18 protein-coding genes are annotated in these 19,061 nt (G+C 62.2%); 11 read left to right on the forward strand and 7 right to left on the reverse strand.

The annotated features are described in order from the left end of the window. Nucleotides 1-10: 10 nt before the first annotated feature. A complete protein-coding gene (locus tag ACKUG4_RS22450) occupies nt 11-364 on the reverse strand; it encodes a YkgJ family cysteine cluster protein (protein WP_039771496.1) in 354 nt (117 codons plus the stop codon). Between the two features lie 301 nt (nt 365-665). On the opposite strand from ACKUG4_RS22450, the gene ACKUG4_RS22455 reads away from it, so the two are divergent. Then, a complete protein-coding gene (locus ACKUG4_RS22455) occupies nt 666-2,015 on the forward strand; it encodes a spinster family MFS transporter (RefSeq protein ID WP_445434857.1) in 1,350 nt (449 codons plus the stop codon). A gap of 182 nt (nt 2,016-2,197) precedes the next feature. On the opposite strand, the gene rapA is transcribed toward ACKUG4_RS22455, so the two are convergent. Then, complete coding sequence (gene rapA / locus ACKUG4_RS22460) at nt 2,198-5,044, reverse strand: RNA polymerase-associated protein RapA (RefSeq protein WP_445434858.1); 2,847 nt, start codon at nt 5,042-5,044, stop codon at nt 2,198-2,200. 239 nt (nt 5,045-5,283) lie between these two features. On the opposite strand from rapA, the gene ACKUG4_RS22465 reads away from it, so the two are divergent. Continuing rightward, the gene (locus ACKUG4_RS22465) at nt 5,284-5,625 is read left to right on the forward strand and encodes a hypothetical protein (RefSeq protein WP_007959194.1); all 342 of its coding nucleotides are present in this window, start codon (nt 5,284-5,286) and stop codon (nt 5,623-5,625) included. Here the strand turns inward: ACKUG4_RS22465 and ACKUG4_RS22470 are convergent. From ACKUG4_RS22470 to ACKUG4_RS22480, 3 genes are all read right to left on the reverse strand, one after another. Continuing rightward, complete coding sequence (locus ACKUG4_RS22470; protein ID WP_445434859.1) at nt 5,595-6,806, reverse strand: aminotransferase class V-fold PLP-dependent enzyme; 1,212 nt, start codon at nt 6,804-6,806, stop codon at nt 5,595-5,597. The two genes, ACKUG4_RS22465 and ACKUG4_RS22470, sit on opposite strands and share 31 nt — an antisense overlap. Next, nucleotides 6,803-7,273 (reverse strand): RidA family protein, encoded by a 471-nt coding sequence (locus tag ACKUG4_RS22475; protein ID WP_445434860.1) that lies wholly within the window; start codon nt 7,271-7,273, stop codon nt 6,803-6,805. Before ACKUG4_RS22475 ends, ACKUG4_RS22470 begins: the two co-directional genes overlap by 4 nt. Nucleotides 7,274-7,361: 88 nt before the next feature. Continuing rightward, entirely contained in the window at nt 7,362-8,228 is an 867-nt protein-coding gene (locus tag ACKUG4_RS22480) for a LysR substrate-binding domain-containing protein (protein WP_445434861.1), read from the reverse strand. A 185-nt stretch (nt 8,229-8,413) separates the two neighbouring features. Between ACKUG4_RS22480 and ACKUG4_RS22485 the strand changes: the two genes are divergently transcribed. Both ACKUG4_RS22485 and ccoM read left to right on the forward strand, forming a co-directional pair. Then, a complete protein-coding gene (locus tag ACKUG4_RS22485) occupies nt 8,414-8,575 on the forward strand; it encodes a hypothetical protein (protein WP_007959203.1) in 162 nt (53 codons plus the stop codon). A gap of 145 nt (nt 8,576-8,720) precedes the next feature. Then, the gene (gene ccoM / locus ACKUG4_RS22490; protein ID WP_007959205.1) at nt 8,721-8,837 is read left to right on the forward strand and encodes a cytochrome c oxidase subunit CcoM; all 117 of its coding nucleotides are present in this window, start codon (nt 8,721-8,723) and stop codon (nt 8,835-8,837) included. A 523-nt stretch (nt 8,838-9,360) separates the two neighbouring features. Here ccoM and ACKUG4_RS22495 read toward each other — a convergent pair. Together ACKUG4_RS22495 and ACKUG4_RS22500 are read right to left on the reverse strand one after the other, a co-directional pair. Continuing rightward, on the reverse strand, nt 9,361-10,836 hold the full coding sequence (locus tag ACKUG4_RS22495) for an inorganic phosphate transporter (RefSeq protein ID WP_011332813.1): 1,476 nt from the start codon (nt 10,834-10,836) through the stop codon (nt 9,361-9,363). Between the two features lie 376 nt (nt 10,837-11,212). Next, entirely contained in the window at nt 11,213-11,413 is a 201-nt protein-coding gene (locus ACKUG4_RS22500; protein ID WP_007957826.1) for a hypothetical protein, read from the reverse strand. A gap of 641 nt (nt 11,414-12,054) precedes the next feature. On the opposite strand from ACKUG4_RS22500, the gene pcaR reads away from it, so the two are divergent. The 7 genes from pcaR to pcaG all read left to right on the forward strand — a co-directional run bounded on the left by pcaR (nt 12,055) and on the right by pcaG (nt 18,991). Next, nucleotides 12,055-12,897: a pca regulon transcriptional regulator PcaR gene (gene pcaR, locus ACKUG4_RS22505; protein WP_007917109.1), complete on the forward strand. Its 843-nt coding sequence runs from the start codon at nt 12,055-12,057 to the stop codon at nt 12,895-12,897. A gap of 295 nt (nt 12,898-13,192) precedes the next feature. After that, on the forward strand, nt 13,193-14,539 hold the full coding sequence (gene pcaK, locus ACKUG4_RS22510; protein ID WP_445434862.1) for a 4-hydroxybenzoate transporter PcaK: 1,347 nt from the start codon (nt 13,193-13,195) through the stop codon (nt 14,537-14,539). 304 nt (nt 14,540-14,843) lie between these two features. Continuing rightward, nucleotides 14,844-15,701 carry a CoA transferase subunit A gene (locus ACKUG4_RS22515; RefSeq protein WP_003222404.1) on the forward strand — a complete coding sequence of 286 codons (858 nt, stop codon included), beginning with the start codon at nt 14,844-14,846 and terminating at the stop codon, nt 15,699-15,701. Then, nucleotides 15,701-16,480: a CoA-transferase subunit beta gene (locus ACKUG4_RS22520; RefSeq protein ID WP_007957829.1), complete on the forward strand. Its 780-nt coding sequence runs from the start codon at nt 15,701-15,703 to the stop codon at nt 16,478-16,480. Before ACKUG4_RS22515 ends, ACKUG4_RS22520 begins: the two co-directional genes overlap by 1 nt. Further along, nucleotides 16,477-17,682: a 3-oxoadipyl-CoA thiolase gene (gene pcaF, locus ACKUG4_RS22525; protein WP_178076480.1), complete on the forward strand. Its 1,206-nt coding sequence runs from the start codon at nt 16,477-16,479 to the stop codon at nt 17,680-17,682. The genes ACKUG4_RS22520 and pcaF overlap by 4 nt, the downstream gene beginning before the upstream one ends. A 36-nt stretch (nt 17,683-17,718) precedes the next feature. Beyond that, nucleotides 17,719-18,423, forward strand: a complete 705-nt coding sequence (gene pcaH / locus ACKUG4_RS22530; RefSeq protein ID WP_039771426.1) for a protocatechuate 3,4-dioxygenase subunit beta — start codon at nt 17,719-17,721, stop codon at nt 18,421-18,423. A gap of 1 nt (nt 18,424) precedes the next feature. Further along, complete coding sequence (gene pcaG / locus ACKUG4_RS22535) at nt 18,425-18,991, forward strand: protocatechuate 3,4-dioxygenase subunit alpha (RefSeq protein WP_064593979.1); 567 nt, start codon at nt 18,425-18,427, stop codon at nt 18,989-18,991. Nucleotides 18,992-19,061 lie beyond the last annotated feature (70 nt).

Consider the following 19,061-nt stretch of genomic DNA (forward strand, 5'->3'; position numbering starts at 1 on the left):
GCGCCTGAATTCAGGCGACTTCGTTCCAGTGCGGTTGCAGCGGTGGCAGGCCGAAACGGGCACGTGCCTTGTCGCAGTCGGTATTCTGTTCGCCGTTTTCCCACGACGCTTCGAACTCCCGGCAGGGGCTGGAACGCTTGTCGTAGATCGTGCAACTCACGGCTGTTCCGACTTCGCCCTCCAGCGCGGTGCAGCGCGGCGCCTTGCGGTCGGTGCCGATCATCGCGACCCGGCTGGGCGTGATCTGGGTGACCAGTTCATCGGGCACGGTCCCGCCGGAGGATGCGCATTCACCCCAGAAAAATGACACACGAAAATGGGAACAGCAGGCACCGCAATTCAGACACGGACTGACTTCGGACATGGGCGGGATATCAAAGGGGTTGATCGGCAGGATCCGGACGGATCCGGCGGCCATTCTAGGCTTCGCCACGGCGTTGGGAAGGGGGGCGTGAAAGTATTTTTTCATTGCCGGATTTTTCTGCAAAACCCCCGGTTTTCGGGGGATTCGAAGCATTTCAAGGGCTTACGTTTCGTTACACGGCCATGGCCCGTCATCAGGCTTGCGAATGATCACAGACAGCCCCGACGAGCGTGACTAGATTGCAGGTTCCGGGCTCGATGCGTTGGCAGTGAAGCCCTAATAACAATAAAGAGACGGACCCATGCAGAACTCGACCCAAGCGGCGAATGCCTGGCGCATTCTGTTCCTGCTGTTCCTTGCCAACCTGTTCAACTTCTTCGATCGCACCATCCCGGCGATCATCATCGAGCCGATCCGCATGGAATGGCACCTCAGCGATTTTCAGCTGGGGATCGTCGGCACCGCGTTCACTCTGGTTTACGCGATTGCCGGATTACCACTGGGCCGCCTGGCCGACACCGGTTCGCGCAGCAAACTGATGGGCTGGGGCCTGGCGACCTGGAGCGCGCTGACGGCGGTCAACGGTCTGGTCGGCAGTTTCTGGAGTTTCCTGCTGGTGCGCATGGGCATCGGCATTGGTGAAGCCAGTTACGCGCCCGCCGCCAACTCGCTGATCGGCGATCTGTTCCCGGCCCATCGCCGGGCCCGGGCCATGGGCATCTTCATGCTCGGCCTGCCGCTCGGATTGCTGCTGGCCTTCTTCACCATCGGCTGGATGGTCAAGGCGTTCGACAGCTGGCGCGCGCCGTTCTTCATCGCCGCCGTGCCGGGGCTGGTACTGGCGGTGTTCATGTTCTTCATCAAGGAACCCAAGCGCGGTGCGGCGGAAACCGTGCAGGTGTCGCAGGAGAAAGTCGACAAGCCGATCCGCCGCGTCCTCGCCGTACCGACCTTCCTGTGGCTGGTGATGGCCGGGCTGTGCTTCAACTTCGCGACCTACGCCTGCAACTCATTCCTGGTGCCGATGCTGCAGCGTTATTTCCTGATGCCGTTGCAGGAAGCGGCGGTGGCGACCGGGGTGATCGTCGGTGTGACCGGATTGATCGGCCTGACCCTCGGTGGCTGGATCGCCGACAAGATTCACCAGCGGGTGGCTAACGGGCGACTGCTGTTTGCCGCGTTCAGCCTGATCATCTCGACCCTGTGCACGGCGTGGGCGCTGCATGCCGGGCGCATCGAGATCGGGGTGTTCGTCGCGGTGTTCAGTGTGGGCTGGCTGTTCGCCTACAACTTCTACACCTGTGTGTACACGGCGATTCAGGACGTGGTTGAACCGCGCCTGCGGGCCACGGCGATGGCGCTGTTCTTTGCCGGGTTGTATTTGCTGGGGGGCGGTCTGGGGCCAGTGGTGGTCGGTGGTTTGTCGGATCACTTCGCCAGGTCGGCGATGGCCGCCGCGGGCGCCGAGCAGATGACCGAGGCGTTCAAGGCCGTCGGGCTGCATGATGCGATGTACCTGATTCCGGTGGCGTTGTTCCTGACCATGGTGTTCCTGTTCCTCGCCTCGCGCTGCTTTGTGCGGGATGCGAAGCGGATGAAGGACGGGATGGTGGCGGTGGTTGAGCCAGAGGGCGCAGCGGTGACTGCGTAATCGCTTTCGCGAGCAAGCCCGCTCCCACATTCGACCGCATTTCCTCCTGAAGGAAACCGGCCAACTGTGGGAGCGGGCTTGCTCGCGAAGAGGCAATCAGCCGCGCAGGATAAATATCAGGCAAACAAAAAGGCCCGCATCGCTGCGGGCCTTTTCTTTTTTTGGCGATGGAGCAGGGCGGTTTAGCCCGCCACCAGCACCCGGATCGCTTCCAGTCGCAGCGCCGCTTTGTCGAGCATCGCCAGACCTTGTTCACGCTGCTTGCGCAGGGCATCCAGTTCGCTGTCGCGCACGGTCGGGTTGACCGCCTGCAACGCGGTCAGGCGTGCCAGTTCTTCGTCGGTGTCGGCTGCCAGACGGCGGCGGGCCTCGGCGACGCGCTCGGCGTGGCGCGGGGTGACCTTGTCTTCACCGGCGTTGATCCGTGGCGTCAGCTGATCGCGCTGGGCCTGGATGAACTTGTTGGCGCTGGCGCGCGGCACGCTTTCCAGTTGGTCGTTGAGGGTTTCGAACGCCACGCGCGACGACAGGTCGTTGCCGTTGGCGTCGAGCAGGCAGCGCAGGGCGGCCGGCGGCAGGTAACGGCCCAGTTGCAGCGAACGCGGGGCAACCACTTCGCTGACGTAGAGCAGTTCCAGCAGCACGGTGCCCGGCTTGAGCGCCTTGTTCTTGATCAGCGCGACGGCGGTGTTGCCCATCGAACCGGACAGCACCAGATCCATGCCGCCCTGCACCATCGGGTGTTCCCAGGTGATGAACTGCATGTCTTCGCGTGACAGCGCCTGGTTGCGGTCGTAGGTGATGGTCACGCCTTCGTCGTCGCCCAGCGGGAAACTGGCGTCGAGCATCTTCTCGCTCGGCTTGAGAATCAGGGCGTTTTCCGAATGGTCTTCGCTGTCGATGCCGAACGCGTCGAACAGGGTTTCCATGTAGATCGGCAGGGCGAACTGGTCGTCCTGTTCGAGGATGGCCTCGACCAGCGCTTCACCTTCGCCGGCGCCGCCGGAGTTGAGTTCCAGCAGGCGGTCGCGACCGGTGTGCAGCTCGGCTTCCAGGCGCTCGCGCTCGGTGCGCGCCTCGTCGATCAGCGCTTGCCACTCGCCGTCGTCGGCCTCTTCGAGCAGCGGCAGCAGGCGCGAGCCGAACTGATGCTGCAAGGCGTTGCCGGTCGGGCAGGTGTTGAGGAACGCGTTCAGTGCTTCGTGATACCACTGGAACAGGCGCTCTTGCGGGCTGGTTTCCAGGTAAGGCACGTGCAGTTCGATGATGTGCTTCTGGCCGATCCGGTCGAGACGACCGATCCGCTGTTCCAGCAGGTCCGGGTGCGACGGCAGATCGAACAGCACCAGGTGGTGGGCGAACTGGAAGTTGCGACCTTCACTGCCGATTTCCGAGCAGATCAGCACCTGTGCGCCGAACTCTTCGTCGGCGAAGTAGGCGGCGGCACGGTCACGCTCGAGGATGTTCATGCCTTCGTGGAACACCGTGGCCGGGATGCCGGAGCGCACGCGCAGGGCGTCTTCCAGGTCCATCGCGGTTTCGGCGTGGGCGCAGATCACCAGCACTTTGGTGCGCTTGAGCATTTTCAGCTGGTCGATCAGCCACTCGACGCGCGGGTCGAATTTCCACCAGCGTTCTTCTTCGCTGGCGTCCGGCTGGGCCTGGAAGCTGACTTCCGGGTACAGCTCGGCGTGTTCGCCCAGGGGCAGTTCGAGGTATTCGTCCGGGCATGGCAGCGGGTACGGGTGCAGTTTGCGCTCCGGGAAACCCTGCACGGCGGCGCGGGTGTTACGGAACAGCACGCGGCCGGTGCCGTGGCGGTCGAGCAGTTCACGCACGAGGCGGGCGCTGGCTTCGGTGTCGCCATCGTTGACGGCGCTGAGCAGGGCTTCACCTTCGTTGCCGAGGAAACCGTGGATGGTCTTGTGCGCGGCTGGCGACAGGCGACCCTTGTCCAGCAGCTCCTGAACGGCTTCGGCCACCGGGCGATAGTTTTCGCTCTCGGCGCGGAAGGCGGCCAGGTCATGGAAACGGTTCGGGTCGAGCAGGCGCAGACGGGCGAAGTGGCTGTCCTGGCCGAGTTGTTCCGGGGTGGCGGTGAGCAGCAGCACGCCGGGAATGACCTCGGCCAGTTGTTCAACCAGCGAGTATTCCGGGCTGACTTTCTCTTCGTGCCACACCAGGTGGTGGGCTTCGTCGACCACCATCAGGTCCCAACCGGCAGCGAACAGGGCGTCCTGCGCCTTTTCATCGTCGACCAGCCACTCCAGCGCCACCAGGGCCAGCTGGGTGTCTTCGAACGGGTTGGTGGCATCGCTTTCGATGAAGCGTTCTTCGTCGAACAGCGCGACCTGCAGGTTGAAGCGGCGGCGCATTTCCACCAGCCATTGGTGCTGGAGGTTTTCCGGCACCAGGATCAGCACGCGGTTGGCGCGGCCCGACAGCAACTGGCGATGGATCACCAGGCCGGCTTCGATGGTCTTGCCCAGACCCACTTCGTCCGCCAGCAGTACGCGCGGCGCGATGCGGTCGGCGACTTCACGGGCAATGTGCAACTGATGGGCGATCGGTTGTGCACGCACGCCGCCCAGGCCCCAGAGCGAAGACTGCAACTGGCGGCTGGTGTGTTCCAAGGTGTGATAACGCAGGGAGAACCACGCCAGCGGGTCGATCTGCCCGGCGAACAGACGGTCGCTGGCCAGACGGAACTGAATGAAGTTCGACAGCTGGGTTTCCGGCAGGGTGACCGCTTCGTTCTGTGCGTTGAGGCCGTGGTAGACCATCAGGCCGTCGACGTCGTCGACTTGCTGGACGGTCATCTTCCAGCCTTCGAAGTGCGTGATCGAATCGCCCGGCGAGAACCGCACGCGGGTGAGGGGCGCATTCCGTAGCGCGTACTGGCGAGTCTCGCCAGTGGCCGGGTAAAGCACGGTCAACAAGCGGCCGTCCTGTGCCAGAACGGTGCCTAAACCAAGCTCTGCTTCGCTGTCACTGATCCAGCGTTGCCCCGGTTGATACTGCTGCGCCATGCTGCCTGACTCCCACCTTGAAAAAGCGGGCTATCTTAACGGAATGAGGGCCCGAGGCCAAAGGATAAGGAGCGGTGACGAGCTTTTGGCTGCACGCTGCAAGTAAGGCAGATGTGGTCATCTGTCAGTTTTACGCAGGGCCGGGGCACCTGTGAGTGCCAACCCGGTCACAAGTTTGCGACAGATGGTTCAAGGCAACCTCGCCCCAGCCGATAGCTTGCTGACAGGAGACCCTTCATATGCTGCCACCGATGCTCCCCCTGAGCGCCGTGCCGATCACCTCCCAGCAGGATCCGATCCGCCAGCGACCGGATATTCCCCCTGTGGTGCCGGTGCAGGAAAGCTCCAACGAAAGCACCATCGACCTGCAAAAGCGCGACCCGGAAGAAGACGGCTATCTGCTGCGCGAAGAGCAGCGCCGCCAGCAGGAACGCGATCGCCGCCGCCGCGAAGCCGACGACGACCCCGAAGCGCACCTCGCGGTGCCCGGCACCGAACTGAACGCCGACAACACAGTGCCGGTGGCGCCGTTGATGGAAGATCAGCCGCGTCAGGGGCTTTGGGTCGATATCGAAATCTGAGGCCGGGCGGCCAGCTGTGTCAGGTTTTCCAGCAACACGTCGATTTCTTCTTGTGTGTTCAAGTAGCTCACCGCCACCCGCGCAATATTTGTCAGCCCGCGCGCCTGCATGTCCAGCGGCGTGTAGGAGACGCCATTGGCGCCGATGTTGATTCGTCGTCCGGCCAACGTCTGCTTCAGCGCCACGCTGTCCCAGCCCTCAAGCGTGAAGGCGATCAGCCCGGATTGTTGATTGGCCGCGCCGAGATTCCGCAGTGTCAGACCGGGAATCGCCTTCAGGCGTTGGCGCAATCCGCTGCTCAGTTGTTCGATGCGCTGGCGGACGGGGATCGCGCCGAGGCGGTTGTACTCCTCCAGCGCATTGGCCAGACCGGCCAGCAGGGCCAGCGATACCTCGCTGGTTTCAAAGCGGCGGGCGTCGTCACGCAGGGTAAAGCGCTTGCCGTCCCACGGCGCCGACAGTACATCGCGTTGCACGGGGAGCAGCCGTTGCAGGAATTGCGGCCGGATGTACATCAACGCCGTGCCGCGCGGCCCGCGCAGAAACTTGCGTCCGGCACCCTTGAGCACGTCGCACTGCAAGGCCTGAACATCGCAGGGCAACTGTCCCAGTGCCTGGCCGGCGTCGATGAAATAAGGGATGCCGTGGCGCCGCGCGACATTGCCGATCTGCGCGGCGGGGTTGATCAGACCGCCGTTGGCCGGCAGCCAGGTCAGGGCGATCAGGCGTACCTGGCCGTCGATCATCTGCGCCAGGGCTTGCGGATCGACCGCACCTTTGGCATCGCAAGGAATCACTTCGAGCCGCGCGCCGGCCTTCACCGCTTCGGCCATGCACGCCAGATTGCCGGCCCATTCATGGCGACCCACCAGAATCCGTTCGCCGGGCTGCCACGGCCCCAGCGCGTTGAACGCCTGGCTCCAGGCCGCCGAGCCGCTGCTGGCGAAGGCGATGTCTTCGGGCTGGGCGTTGAGCAGGGCGGCGGCCGCATTGCGCGCGCGTTCCTGGACCCGGTTGTCCGCCGCCTCCATCGGCCCGCCGAGTGCTTCGCGTTGTAGCTGTTCGATCACTGCATCGAGGGTGGCGTGGCTTGGCAGCGAGGCGCCGGCGTGGTTGAAGTGGATCACCTGAGCGCAGCCGGGCGTGGCGGCGCGCAGACGCAAGATGTCGTCGATGTTCACGGCTTGAGCTCGAAGATTGCGTCGATTTCCACCGCGACGCCGGCCGGCAGGCTCGCCACGCCGACCGCGGTGCGCACGTGTCGGCCCTTGTCGCCGAGGGCGTTGACCAGCAGATTCGAGGCGCCGTTGGCGACCACGCCCTGAGTCTTGAAGTCCGGCGTGGCGGCCACGAAAACCCCGAGGCGCAGAATGCGCACCAGTTTCGACAGGTCATCGCCCAGCGCATGGCTCAACTGGGCGAGCAGGCCCAAGGCAGCCAGTTCAGCGGCGTTAACCCCTTCTTCGTCGGAAATTGCTTCGCCCAGTCGCCCGATGAACGCAGGTTTGCCGTCGAGCAATGGAATCTGCCCGGAGATGAACAACTGGTTCTGGCTGACCACGTGGTTGACGTAGTTGGCGATCGGCTGGCTTGGTTCGGGCAGACGCAGGCCGAGTTGTTGCACGCGTTGTCTGAGGGAATCGGTCATGGGAAGTCCTCCTGAGTGAGGGCTTCAGCATGTTGGTGCGAGCGAAGGGCGACAAACGGATAGATTTAATCTGACGCATCCAAAAAACTCATGCGTTCGCGGTTTCCTCCAGCCACTCGCAGAAACTCTGCGCTGCCGGCGTGGGCGGGCGTTGCGGCGTGACCAGCCAATAACCGATCTCGCCGAGCATCGGCGGCGTGTCGAAGGCTGGTACCAGCGCGCCTTCCTTGATTCGCCGTTCGATCATTCGCTGGCGGCCCATGGCAATGCCCTGGCCGGCGACGGCCGCTTCGACGACGATGTTGTAGTCGTGCAGCATGACGCTGGGCACATGAGCCAGATCGATGCCGCTGTGTTGCTGCCAGTCGATCCACTCGAACGGCTGGTACGACTTGGCCATCAGCAACGGCCCGTTGGTCACGCCCCTGGCCTTGAATGCCGGGCTGCACACCGGCGTCAGGGTCTCGCCCATGAACCGGCGGGCCTGGACTTTCGGCCAGCCGCCCTTGCCGTAGCGGATCGCCAGATCCACCTCGCCGGCGTCGACATCCGCCAGTTGTACGGCGGGCAGCAGTTCGACGTGGATGTTCGGGTATGTTGCGTTGAAATCCGCCAGACGCGGCGCCAGCCACAAGGTGGCGAAAGAGGCGAGCAGACCGATGCGCAGGTTGGTGGGGCGCTCGGCGCGCAGATCGTGGGTGGCGGCGGCAATCGCGGCGAGGGCCGGTTCGATCTGCCGGTAGTAATGTTCGCCGGCGACCGTCAGATCGATCGCCCGGGTGCGGCGCACGAACAGTCGCTGATCGAGGAATTCTTCGAGTTTGTGCACCTGATGGCTGATCGCGCTTTGGGTCACCGACAGCTCATCGGCAGCCTTGATGAAACTCAAATGACGGGCCACGGCCTCAAAGGCACGCAAGGCCATCAGCGGTGGCAGGTCCTGATGCAGGGGCACGGCGCAGATCCTTCGGGTTCAGGGCGAGGCGCCGATTGTGCAAGCAAATCCGGTGGGCGGTACATGAAATGTTGTAGAGGGTTCAGGCGAGTGGCTGGTCAGCGTTCGCGCCAGGCCGCATTATTGGCGCAGTCCTGCCGTTGAAGCGGCAGTTGTGATTCAGTCCAAGCGATGCACCGAACGCCATGAGCCAAGACGACAAGCTGATCGACCTCAACACCGAACGCGCCAAGCGGGTTCATGACCTCAACGAGAAGCGCCTGAATGAAGTGCGCCAGGCTTTCGAGCAGGCCATGCCGTTGGGTAAGCCGAAGAAAAAGCCGAAAAACAAACCGAAAAAGCGTTGATCTCCCCTGCATCCGTTGATGCAGGTCAGTTATTTCCCTTCCTTTCCTCCTCTCTGTGACCGGCATTGATCCCGGTCAATTCCTGCGCCTGCCTGATTGGTTAACTTAGTTCCATCGCAGCAAAGCAGGGGCCAGGAGGCCAGTCATGTTTTTCGATAACGTGGTGTTTGCCGGGGTCCTGACTGTGGGGCTGATGGTTCTGTTTTTTGCAGGGTTTGGATTTTTTATCTGGAAGGATGCGAACAAGCGCAAGAAGCCTTGATTCTTCCGGGTTTGATGAGCACGCAAGGCATTTTGGGCAACTTCGGTTGCCCTTTTTTTTTGTGTCTTGGCGGCCTTTGGGCCGACCATGCTCTTGGGGTTTTGGGTGAATATCCGTTTCTTCGGGGGTTGCGGCCGGCGGTTTCGCCCTTACGGCGAGTCCCTTTTTCAGACGCCAAAAAGGAACCAAAAGGCTGGGCCCCGACGTTCGGCGCCTCGCTGAGGCTCGGCGTTCCTTCGTTCCGATGGGGCCGGCAGGTCAAGAGCGGTACTCGAGCTAACGCTCATCGTGTTGAGTGGTGGAAAGCCAAAGCCAAAGGCAGGCTTGAGATGTTTGCTTTTAAGACCTGAGTTCACCTCGGTATCTCACGTCGGCGTACCTCTCCCAAACAACTCGGTCAGTCCCCTCTCCCTCCGGGAGAGGGTTAGGGTGAGGGCGTTCTTGATCTTCAGCGCCTCTTTACCGCGACCAACAAAAAAGGCGTGATCCTCTCGAATCACGCCTTTTTCATTCCAGCGATCTATCAGCTACCCAGCGCCTTCGACGCCAGCCAGAACAGGCCGGCCGACAGGGCCACGGTGGCCGGCAGGGTCAGGACCCAGGCCAGCAGGATGGTTTTCACCGTGCCGCCTTGCAGGCCGCTTTTGTTGGCGACCATGGTGCCGGCCACGCCCGAGGAGAGGACGTGGGTGGTGGACACCGGCAGGCTGAAGATGTTGGCCATGCCGATCAGGCTGGCGGTGGTGATCTGGGCCGACATGCCTTGCGAGTAGGTCATGCCTTGCTTGCCGATCTTCTCGCCGATGGTCAGTACCACGCGTTTCCAGCCGACCATGGTGCCCAGGCCCAGGGCCAGCGCTACCGCCAGAATGACCCAGAACGGGGCGTATTCGGTGGTGGTGGTCAGGTCTTTGCGCAGTTTGTCCAGGTCGGCTTTTTCACGAGCGGCGAGGCCTGGCAGTTTGCTGACTTTCTTCGCAGTGTCGTCCAGGCAGAGCAGGTAACGACGCACTTCGATGCGGCTTTCCGCGGACAGCGAGTGGTAGTCGGCTACGCCTTTGAGGGTGTCGAGCAGGGCGGCGATGGTCGGTTCGGTCTGTTGCGGGTTGCAACGGAATTTCTCCGGCAGGTCGCCTTCCACGCTTTTGCCCAGGGCCAGGAATTCACCCAGAGTGTCGGCGTTGCGCTTGTAGAACTGGCTCAGGTGCAGGGTCGCGTCGCGGGTACGTTCGATCTGGTAGGTGGTGCTGTTCAGGTCGAGTACGAACTGCGCAGGCACGATACCGATCAGTACCAGCATGATCAGGCCGATGCCTTTCTGGCCGTCGTTGGAACCGTGCACGAAGCTCACGGCCATGGCCGAGATCACCAGGACCAGGCGGTTCCAGAACGGTGGGTGCTTCTTGTCGTCGATCTTGCGGCGCTGTTCCGGCGTCTTGTGCATCTTCGACAGCGGGCGCCACCATTTCAGGCCGATCAGCACCAGCGCGGCGATCAGGAAGCCGGCCATTGGCGAGAACACCAGCGAGGCACCGATATCGATCGCTTTCTGCCAGTTGACGCCGTCAGCCAGTGGAATTTCGTTGATCAGGGCGTTGGCCAGGCCGACACCGAGGATCGAACCGATCAGGGTGTGCGAACTGGAGGCCGGGATACCGAAGTACCAGGTGCCCAGGTTCCAGGCGATCGCGGCGGCGAGCAGCGAGAACACCATTGCCAGACCATGGCCGGTGTTCACGTTGATCAACAGTTCTACCGGCAGCAGGTGCACGATGGCATACGCCACGCCAACGCCGCCCAGCAGTACGCCGAGGAAGTTGAACACGCCCGAGAAGAACACCGCCAAGTGAGGCGGCATCGCTTTGGTGTAGATAACAGTGGCTACCGCGTTAGCGGTGTCATGAAATCCATTGATGAACTCGAAGGCGAGGACAAATGTCAGGGCGAGCAGGAGGCTCACAAGCACCCAGGCATCCAGTCCGCTGAATAAATCGATCATGAAGGTTTTCTGACCCGGTCATAAGGGGGCGCGATTATGCCAGAAAAGACTGGAAATCGATCCCCTACCTGCTCATCGGTAACATTCTTCAACGAATTAATTTGTATCAGGGGGCATTACCCAAGCTTTCTGCAGGGATTTTCAAGCCTTTGATTCTATTGGGAAAAATGCGAGGAGTCGGCGGATTGGCCGGTTGTCGGGAGGGGGCTGAAACTTGTATGAAATATCTGAGAAACGCGTCTGACATGCTCCCAGCCTGTGCAATACAGGGGGAGTTGGCCGCTGCCCGCGGGTAGCGGGCGCGCAAGGCATCGTCAGCCCACCGTGCTTGTAACCCGGTGAGTACGCTTACCCTCGAAAGATGCAAAGGACGGCGTCAAGGCTCTTCGGCTTTGAGTTCCTCTTCCATTTTTTTCAGTTCTTGCTGGAAGACCTGATCCTGAACGGTAGGGCGTTTACGCCAGGCTTTGCGTTCCGGTTCGGGCTGGGCGGCGTAGGTGGTGACTTCCCCGCCGTAAACTTCCTTGTAACGTTGTTCCTGGCGCTCAAGTTCCGCGCGCAGTTCGTCTTTCGTCACAGTGCTACCTGTATGAGTTGAGAAAAATGTCTGGTGAACGCACTGCACGAATCATTTAACCGAATCGCCAACAAGGACTTGCCTGTAAAGGCAGCGGTGTTGTCGGGAAGACGGTCAAGACTTCCATGTTGCAGGCGGCTACGGCACCAGATTAAAACTGACGCAGCATCAGTTTCCTGTTTCAGCGAGCGCGCTGGCGGTGCATGAGTAATGAGCATCAGGCGCTGGCCGGGGCCGGCGGCGATGGACATCGCGCCAGCGGGTGGCACCGTCGGCAGATAAGAGCGCGGTGTCACTTAGGTGCATTATAGCGGCCGAATCGGGATTGACTATCTTTGCCAAGTTAAAAACGGTTCCGGATGTGTGATTGTTTTGTGACGTGCAACTTTCATCAATAGTTGCATCGCCGTTGCGCAGTGTTTGATTTCTGGCGCCATTTAGTCGGACAACTAAGGCGCTTAAACCGCACCGGCGTTCCAAGTTCAAATCTGTTGCGCACAACCCAAACGAGGAGGTGAGGGCGATTGCGATTATCGGTCGACGGTTCGATAATCGCCCGGTGTTGGCGGTGTGTCGCTTGTGTATCTGCCGACGAGCCGCTTGTATAGCCGTTGATCCGAACAAGAAAAAAAGGACCTGACATGAACGATCAAATGCGCAATTCCTTCACCTCGGTAGCGCCGCCGATCGTCGCTTCGCCGGCCAAGCGTATCCAGGCCCTGACCGGTGATCCGGATTTCATGACCTCCCTGGCCCGTGGCCTGGCGGTGGTGCAGGCGTTTCAGGAGCGCAAGCGCCACCTGACCATCGCCCAGATCAGCCACCGCACGGAAATTCCCCGCGCCGCTGTGCGCCGTTGCCTGCACACACTGATCAAGCTCGGCTACGCCACCACCGATGGGCGCACTTATTCACTTCTGCCGAAAGTGCTGACCCTCGGTCACGCCTATCTGTCGTCGACTCCGCTGGCGGTCTCGGCCCAGCCGTACCTCGACCGCATGAGCGAGCAACTGCACGAGGCCTGCAACATGGCCACGCTGGAAGGCGACGACATTCTCTACATTGCCCGTTCGGCCACCACCCAGCGTCTGATTTCGGTGGACCTGTCGGTGGGCGGGCGTTTGCCGGCGTACTGCACGTCGATGGGGCGAATCCTGCTGGCGGCGCTGGACGACACCTCGCTGCGCGAATATCTCGACCACGCCGAACTGGTGGCCAAAACCAGCCGCACGATTCACACCCCCGACGCCTTGCTCGAATGTCTGCAGGAAGTCCGGCAGCAGGGCTGGTGCATCGTCGATCAGGAACTGGAACAAGGTCTGCGTTCGATTGCCGTGCCGGTGTATGACGCTTCCGGCCAGGTGGTGGCCGCGCTCAATGTCAGCACCCACGCCGGTCGTGTCAGCCGTACCGAGCTCGAGCAGCGCTTTCTGCCGGGCCTGTTGAGCGCCAGCCGGGACCTCAGTGCGCAATTGTTTGCCTGATGAAGCTGTTCGATAAACGCACAGAGTTGCGTTTATCGAATTGACGCTAAAACCCCCGGATCATTAATGTCGCGGCAGCGTCATCCGGCGCGAATGTGAATGAGCCCGCCGGATCGTCGACTCCCATAATAATGACAAGAGGCAACTTCCCATGCGCACGTTCCCCGACTGTCGCCGCTCCCGTTCCTGTTGCCGGTATTAGCGCAACGCCTGATTTCTTCCTTATATAGTTGTGACCGTGCCGCTCTCTGGCCGGCCGCCGTTCGACTGCGTTTTCTTGCGTGGAATAAAAATAATGAACCAGCCTCAGTCCGCTGTAGGTCACTGCCTCGACGTGCAGTCCTTCATCAATGCCCAACCGATCTCGCGCTATCAGTGGCGCGTCGTGATCCTGTGTTTCCTGATTGTGTTCCTCGATGGCCTCGACACCGCGGCCATGGGTTTTATCGCGCCGGCCCTGTCCCAGGACTGGGGCATCGACCGCGCCAGCCTCGGCCCGGTGATGAGTGCCGCGCTGATCGGAATGGTCTTCGGTGCGCTGGGCTCCGGGCCGCTGGCTGACCGCTTCGGGCGAAAAGTCATACTGGTCGGCGCGGTTTTCCTGTTTGGTGCTTTCAGCCTGGCGTCGGCCTACGCCACCAATGTCGATCAGTTGCTGGTGCTGCGTTTCCTCACTGGTCTGGGACTGGGCGCCGGCATGCCGAACGCCACCACGCTGCTGTCGGAATACACCCCGGAGCGCAAGAAGTCCCTGTTGGTGACCAGCATGTTCTGCGGCTTCAACCTGGGCATGGCCGGTGGCGGGTTTATTTCGGCCAAGTTGATCCCGGCATTCGGCTGGCACAGTCTGTTGCTGATCGGCGGGATCCTGCCGCTGATCCTCACCGTGGTGTTGCTGCTCTGGCTGCCGGAGTCGGCGCGTTATCTGGTGGTGCGCAATCGCGGCACCGACAAGGTGCGCAAGACCCTCGCACCCATTGATCCTGCCATCGTCGCTCAGGCCGCGAGTTTCAGCGTGCCGGAACAGAAAACCGTGAAAGCGCGCAACGTGTTTGCGGTGATTTTTTCCGGCACCTACAGCGTCGGCACGTTGCTGCTGTGGCTGACCTACTTCATGGGTCTGGTGATCGTGTACCTGCTGACCAGCTGGCTGCCGACCCTGATGCGCGACAGCGGCGCGAGCATGGAGCAGGCGGCCTTCATCGGTGCGTTGTTCCAGTTCGGTGGGGTGCTGAGTGCGGTGGGCGTAGGCTGGGCGATGGACCGCTTCAATCCGCACAAGGTCATCGGCATTTTCTACCTGCTGGCCGGGGTGTTTGCCTACGCGGTCGGGCAGAGTCTGGGCAACATCACGCTGCTGGCGACGCTGGTGCTGGTGGCGGGCATGTGCGTCAACGGCGCGCAGTCGGCGATGCCGTCGCTCGCGGCGCGGTTTTATCCGACGCAGGGCCGGGCGACCGGTGTGTCGTGGATGCTCGGGATCGGCCGCTTCGGCGCGATTCTCGGGGCGTGGATGGGCGCGACCCTCTTGGGGTTGGGCTGGAATTTCGAGCAAGTGCTGACGGCGCTGGTGGTTCCGGCGGGCCTGGCCACGGCAGCGGTGGTGATCAAGGGTCTGGTCAGTCACGCGGACGCGACCTGAGTTTCATTGCAGGATTGTTCCCGCGTCGAACTGGCCGCAGAGGTTGCTCCGCGTTCGGCTTCTGAAGGGACGCGGAGCGTCCCGGGCTGCATTCCCACGCAGAGCGTGGGAACGATCAGTGCCACTCCCGCACGCGGTGCGGGAGTGATCATTAGGCAGATAACAATCTGTTCGATAAACGAACACTCAGTCGATTATCGGATTGTTTGGTGAAAATCAGCGGCTTAATCTTCAGTGACTCCGGCGCAGAACCTCGCGCCTTTTTATTCACTGGCGATTCATTACAAAAACGGGAGCCCGCTCCATGGCTGAGATCCTTTCGCTGCACGACGCGGTGAAGCAATTCGTCAACGACGGCGATACCGTCGCGCTCGAAGGCTTCACTCACCTGATCCCTACGGCGGCGGGTCACGAAATCATTCGTCAGGGCAAGAAAGATCTGACCCTGGTGCGGATGACGCCTGACCTGATCTACGACCAACTGATCGGCGCCGGCTGTGCACGCAAGCTGATCTTCTCCTGGGGCGGCAACCCTGGCGTGGGTTCGCTGCACCGTCTGCGCGACGCGGTCGAGAAGCAATGGCCGCACGCGCTGGAAATCGAAGAGCACAGCCACGCCGACCTGGCCAATGCCTACGTCGCCGGCGCCTCCGGCCTGCCGTTCGCGGTGTTGCGGGCCTACGCCGGTTCCGACCTGCCGAAGGTCAACCCGCTGATCAAATCCGTGACTTGCCCGTTCACCGGCGAAGTGCTGGCGGCGGTGCCGTCGGTGCGTCCGGACGTGACCGTGATCCACGCCCAGAAAGCCGACCGTCAGGGCAACGTGCTGCTGTGGGGCATTCTCGGTGTGCAGAAAGAAGCCGCACTGGCCGCCAAGCGTTGCATCGTCACCGTCGAAGAGATCGTCGACAACCTCAACGCCCCGATGAACGCCTGCGTGCTGCCGACCTGGGCCTTGAGTGCGGTCTGCCACGTACCCGGTGGCGCGCATCCGTCCTACGCCCACGGTTACACCGAGCGTGACAACCGCTTCTATCAGGCGTGGGATCCGATCGCCCGCGACCGTGAGACGTTTACCGCGTGGATCAACGAATACATCCATGGCTGCGCTGACTTCAGCGAGTTCCAGGCCAAGTTGGCCGCTGCTTCGGAGGCCAAGTAATGACTTACACCACCAATGAAATGATGACCGTCGCCGCAGCCCGTCGCCTGAAGAACGGCTCGGTGTGCTTCGTCGGCATCGGCCTGCCGTCGAAAGCCGCCAACCTGGCGCGCCTGACCTCGTCGCCGGACGTGGTGTTGATCTACGAGTCCGGCCCTATCGGCGCCAAACCCAGCGTGTTGCCACTGTCCATCGGTGACGGCGAACTGGCAGAAACCGCTGACACCGTCGTGCCGACCGGTGAGATTTTTCGCTACTGGCTGCAGGGTGGGCGCATCGACGTCGGTTTCCTCGGCGCAGCCCAGGTCGACCGTTTCGGCAACATCAACACCACCGTGGTCGGCGATTATCACCAGCCGAAAGTGCGTCTGCCGGGTGCCGGTGGCGCGCCGGAGATCGCCGGTTCCGCCAAAAGCGTGCTGATCATCCTTAAACAGTCGGCGCGTTCGTTTGTCGACAAGCTCGATTTCATCACCTCGGTCGGCCATGGTGAGGGTGGTGATTCGCGCAAACGTCTGGGCCTGCCGGGCGCCGGCCCGGTCGGGATCATCACCGACCTGTGCATCATGGAGCCGGAAGAGGGCACCCATGAATTCGTGGTTACCGCACTGCACCCGGGCGTGACCCGCGAGCAAGTGGTCGCCGCCACCGGTTGGGCGATCCGTTTTGCCGACAGCGTGGCCACCACGGCCGAACCGACCGAGGTCGAGCTGACCGCTCTGCGCGATCTCGAAGCCCGCACCGCAGCGGCCCACGGCCAGGCACCGGGAGAAGCATGATGCGCGACGTTTATATCTGCGATGCGATTCGTACCCCCATCGGTCGTTTCGGTGGTGGTCTGGCGGCTGTTCGCGCCGACGACCTCGCCGCCGTGCCGATCAAGGCCCTGATGGAGCGCAACCCGTCGGTGGATTGGAGCGCCATCGACGAAGTATTCCTCGGCTGCGCCAACCAGGCCGGTGAAGACAACCGCAACGTCGCGCGCATGGCGCTGTTGCTGGCCGGTCTGCCGGACAGCGTGCCCGGCGTCACCCTCAATCGCCTCTGCGCGTCGGGCATGGATGCCATCGGCACCGCGTTCCGCGCCATTGCCAGCGGTGAAATGGAGCTGGCGATTGCCGGCGGCGTCGAGTCGATGTCCCGCGCACCGTTCGTGATGGGCAAGGCTGATGCGGCGTTCTCGCGCAACATGAAGCTGGAGGACACCACCATCGGCTGGCGTTTCATCAACCCGCTGATGAAGGCCCAGTATGGCGTTGACGCGATGCCGCAGACCGCCGACAACGTCGCCGACGACTACGAAGTTTCCCGCGAGGATCAGGACGCTTTCGCTTTGCGCAGTCAGCAACGTACGGCCGCTGCCCAGGCTGCCGGCTACTTCGCCGAGGAAATCGTCGAAGTGCGGATCGCCCACAAAAAGGGCGAAACCGTGGTCAGCCAGGACGAACACCCCCGCGCCGACACCACGCTTGAAGCGCTGAGCAAACTGAAACCGGTCAACGGCCCGGACAAGACCGTCACCGCCGGCAACGCTTCGGGCGTCAACGACGGTGCCGCCGCGCTGATTCTGGCCTCGGCGGAAGCGGTGAAAAAACACGGTTTGACTGCCCGCGCCAAAGTGCTGGGCATGGCCAGCGCCGGGGTTGCGCCACGGGTGATGGGCATCGGCCCGGTGCCGGCGGTGCGCAAACTCACCGAACGCCTCGGCGTTGCGGTCAGCGATTTCGATGTGATCGAACTCAACGAAGCCTTCGCCAGCCAGGGTCTGGCGGTGCTGCGTGAACTGGGACTGGCGGACGACGCGGCCCAGGTCAACCCGAACGGTGGCGCGATTGCCTTGGGCCACCCGTTGGGCATGAGCGGCGCGCGGCTGGTGCTGACTGCGCTGCATCAGCTGGAAAAGACTGGTGGCAAGAAAGGTCTGGCGACCATGTGCGTCGGTGTCGGCCAGGGTCTGGCCCTGGCCATCGAACGCGTCTGACGCAAGCCGTGACGAAAAAGAACAGAGGAAAGCGAAATGACTGACAAGCCTGGTTACCGCCGCCCGCAGGAAGGCACCCAGCCGCCGTACCTGCACCCGACCTATCAATCCACCAATCTGCGCTCGCCGTCCAAGCCGTTGGTGTTTCTGCCGCATTCGCTGTCGGAAATCACCGGCCCGACCATCGGTGCCGAGCGTGTGGCCGAAACCGACAACGATTTGACCGCCCAGCATCAGGGTGAACCCCTCGGTGAGCGGATCATCATTCACGGGCGTGTGCTCGACGAAGACGGTCTGCCGGTCCCGGGAATTCTGGTGGAGATCTGGCAGGCCAACGCCGCCGGTCGCTACAACCATGCCCGTGACCTGCACGACGCGCCGCTGGACCCGAATTTCACCGGCACCGGCCGCACCGTGACCGACGCTGACGGCTGGTATCAGTTCCAGACCATCAAGCCCGGCGCCTATCCGTGGGGCAACCACCACAATGCCTGGCGTCCGGCCCACGTGCATTTCTCGCTGTTCGGGCCGAGCATCCTGACGCGCCTGGTCACGCAGATGTATTTCCCGGGCGACCCGCTGCTGGCCTACGACCCGATCTACAACTGCGTGCCGGACACCTCGGCCAAGGAACGCCTGATCGCCGCTTTCGATCTGGAAAAAACCATTCCGTCCTACGCCCTCGCTTATCGCTGGGACATCGTGCTGCGCGGCCGCGAAGCCACGCCGATGGAGAAATGAGATGACCCTGACTGCGACCACGTCCCACACCGTCGGGCCGTATTACCACATCGGCCTGACCTGGCTGAACCGTGAAAACCTCGCCAACGAACTGACCCTCGGCCAGCGCGTGGCGATCACCGGGCAAGTGGTGGACGGCAACGGCGATGTCGTCAACGACGCCATGCTCGAAGTCTGGCAGGCCAACGCCGCCGGCAAATATGACCACCCGGAAGACGAGCAGGCCAAGCCGCTCGATCCGAATTTCGAAGGCTTCGGCCGGGTGCCGGTGGATGCGGAAGGGCGCTTTCGTTTCACCACCATCAAGCCGGGCACGGTTGAAGGCCTGAAGGGCTCGACCCAGGCGCCGCATCTGGTGGTGCTGGTGTTTGCGCGCGGTCTGGTGAAGCACTTGCTGACGCGGATTTACTTCGAAGGCGATCCGGCGAACGTCAATGATCCGTTGCTCGAGTGCGTACCAGCGGAGCGCCGCACCACGTTGCTGGCGAAGCCGGACGCGGCGGGTGTCTATCAGTGGAATGTGATCCTGCAGGGCACTGATGCGGAGACCGTGTTCTTCGATTACTAGAACACCAGAGTTCCAATGTGGGAGCGAGCCTGCTCGCGATTGCGGAGTGTCATTCAGCACAAAGGTTGGT

The sequence above is a fragment of the Candidatus Pseudomonas auctus genome, from assembly GCF_048654275.1.
GTDB classification, from domain to species: Bacteria; Pseudomonadota; Gammaproteobacteria; order Pseudomonadales; family Pseudomonadaceae; genus Aquipseudomonas; species Aquipseudomonas pharyngis.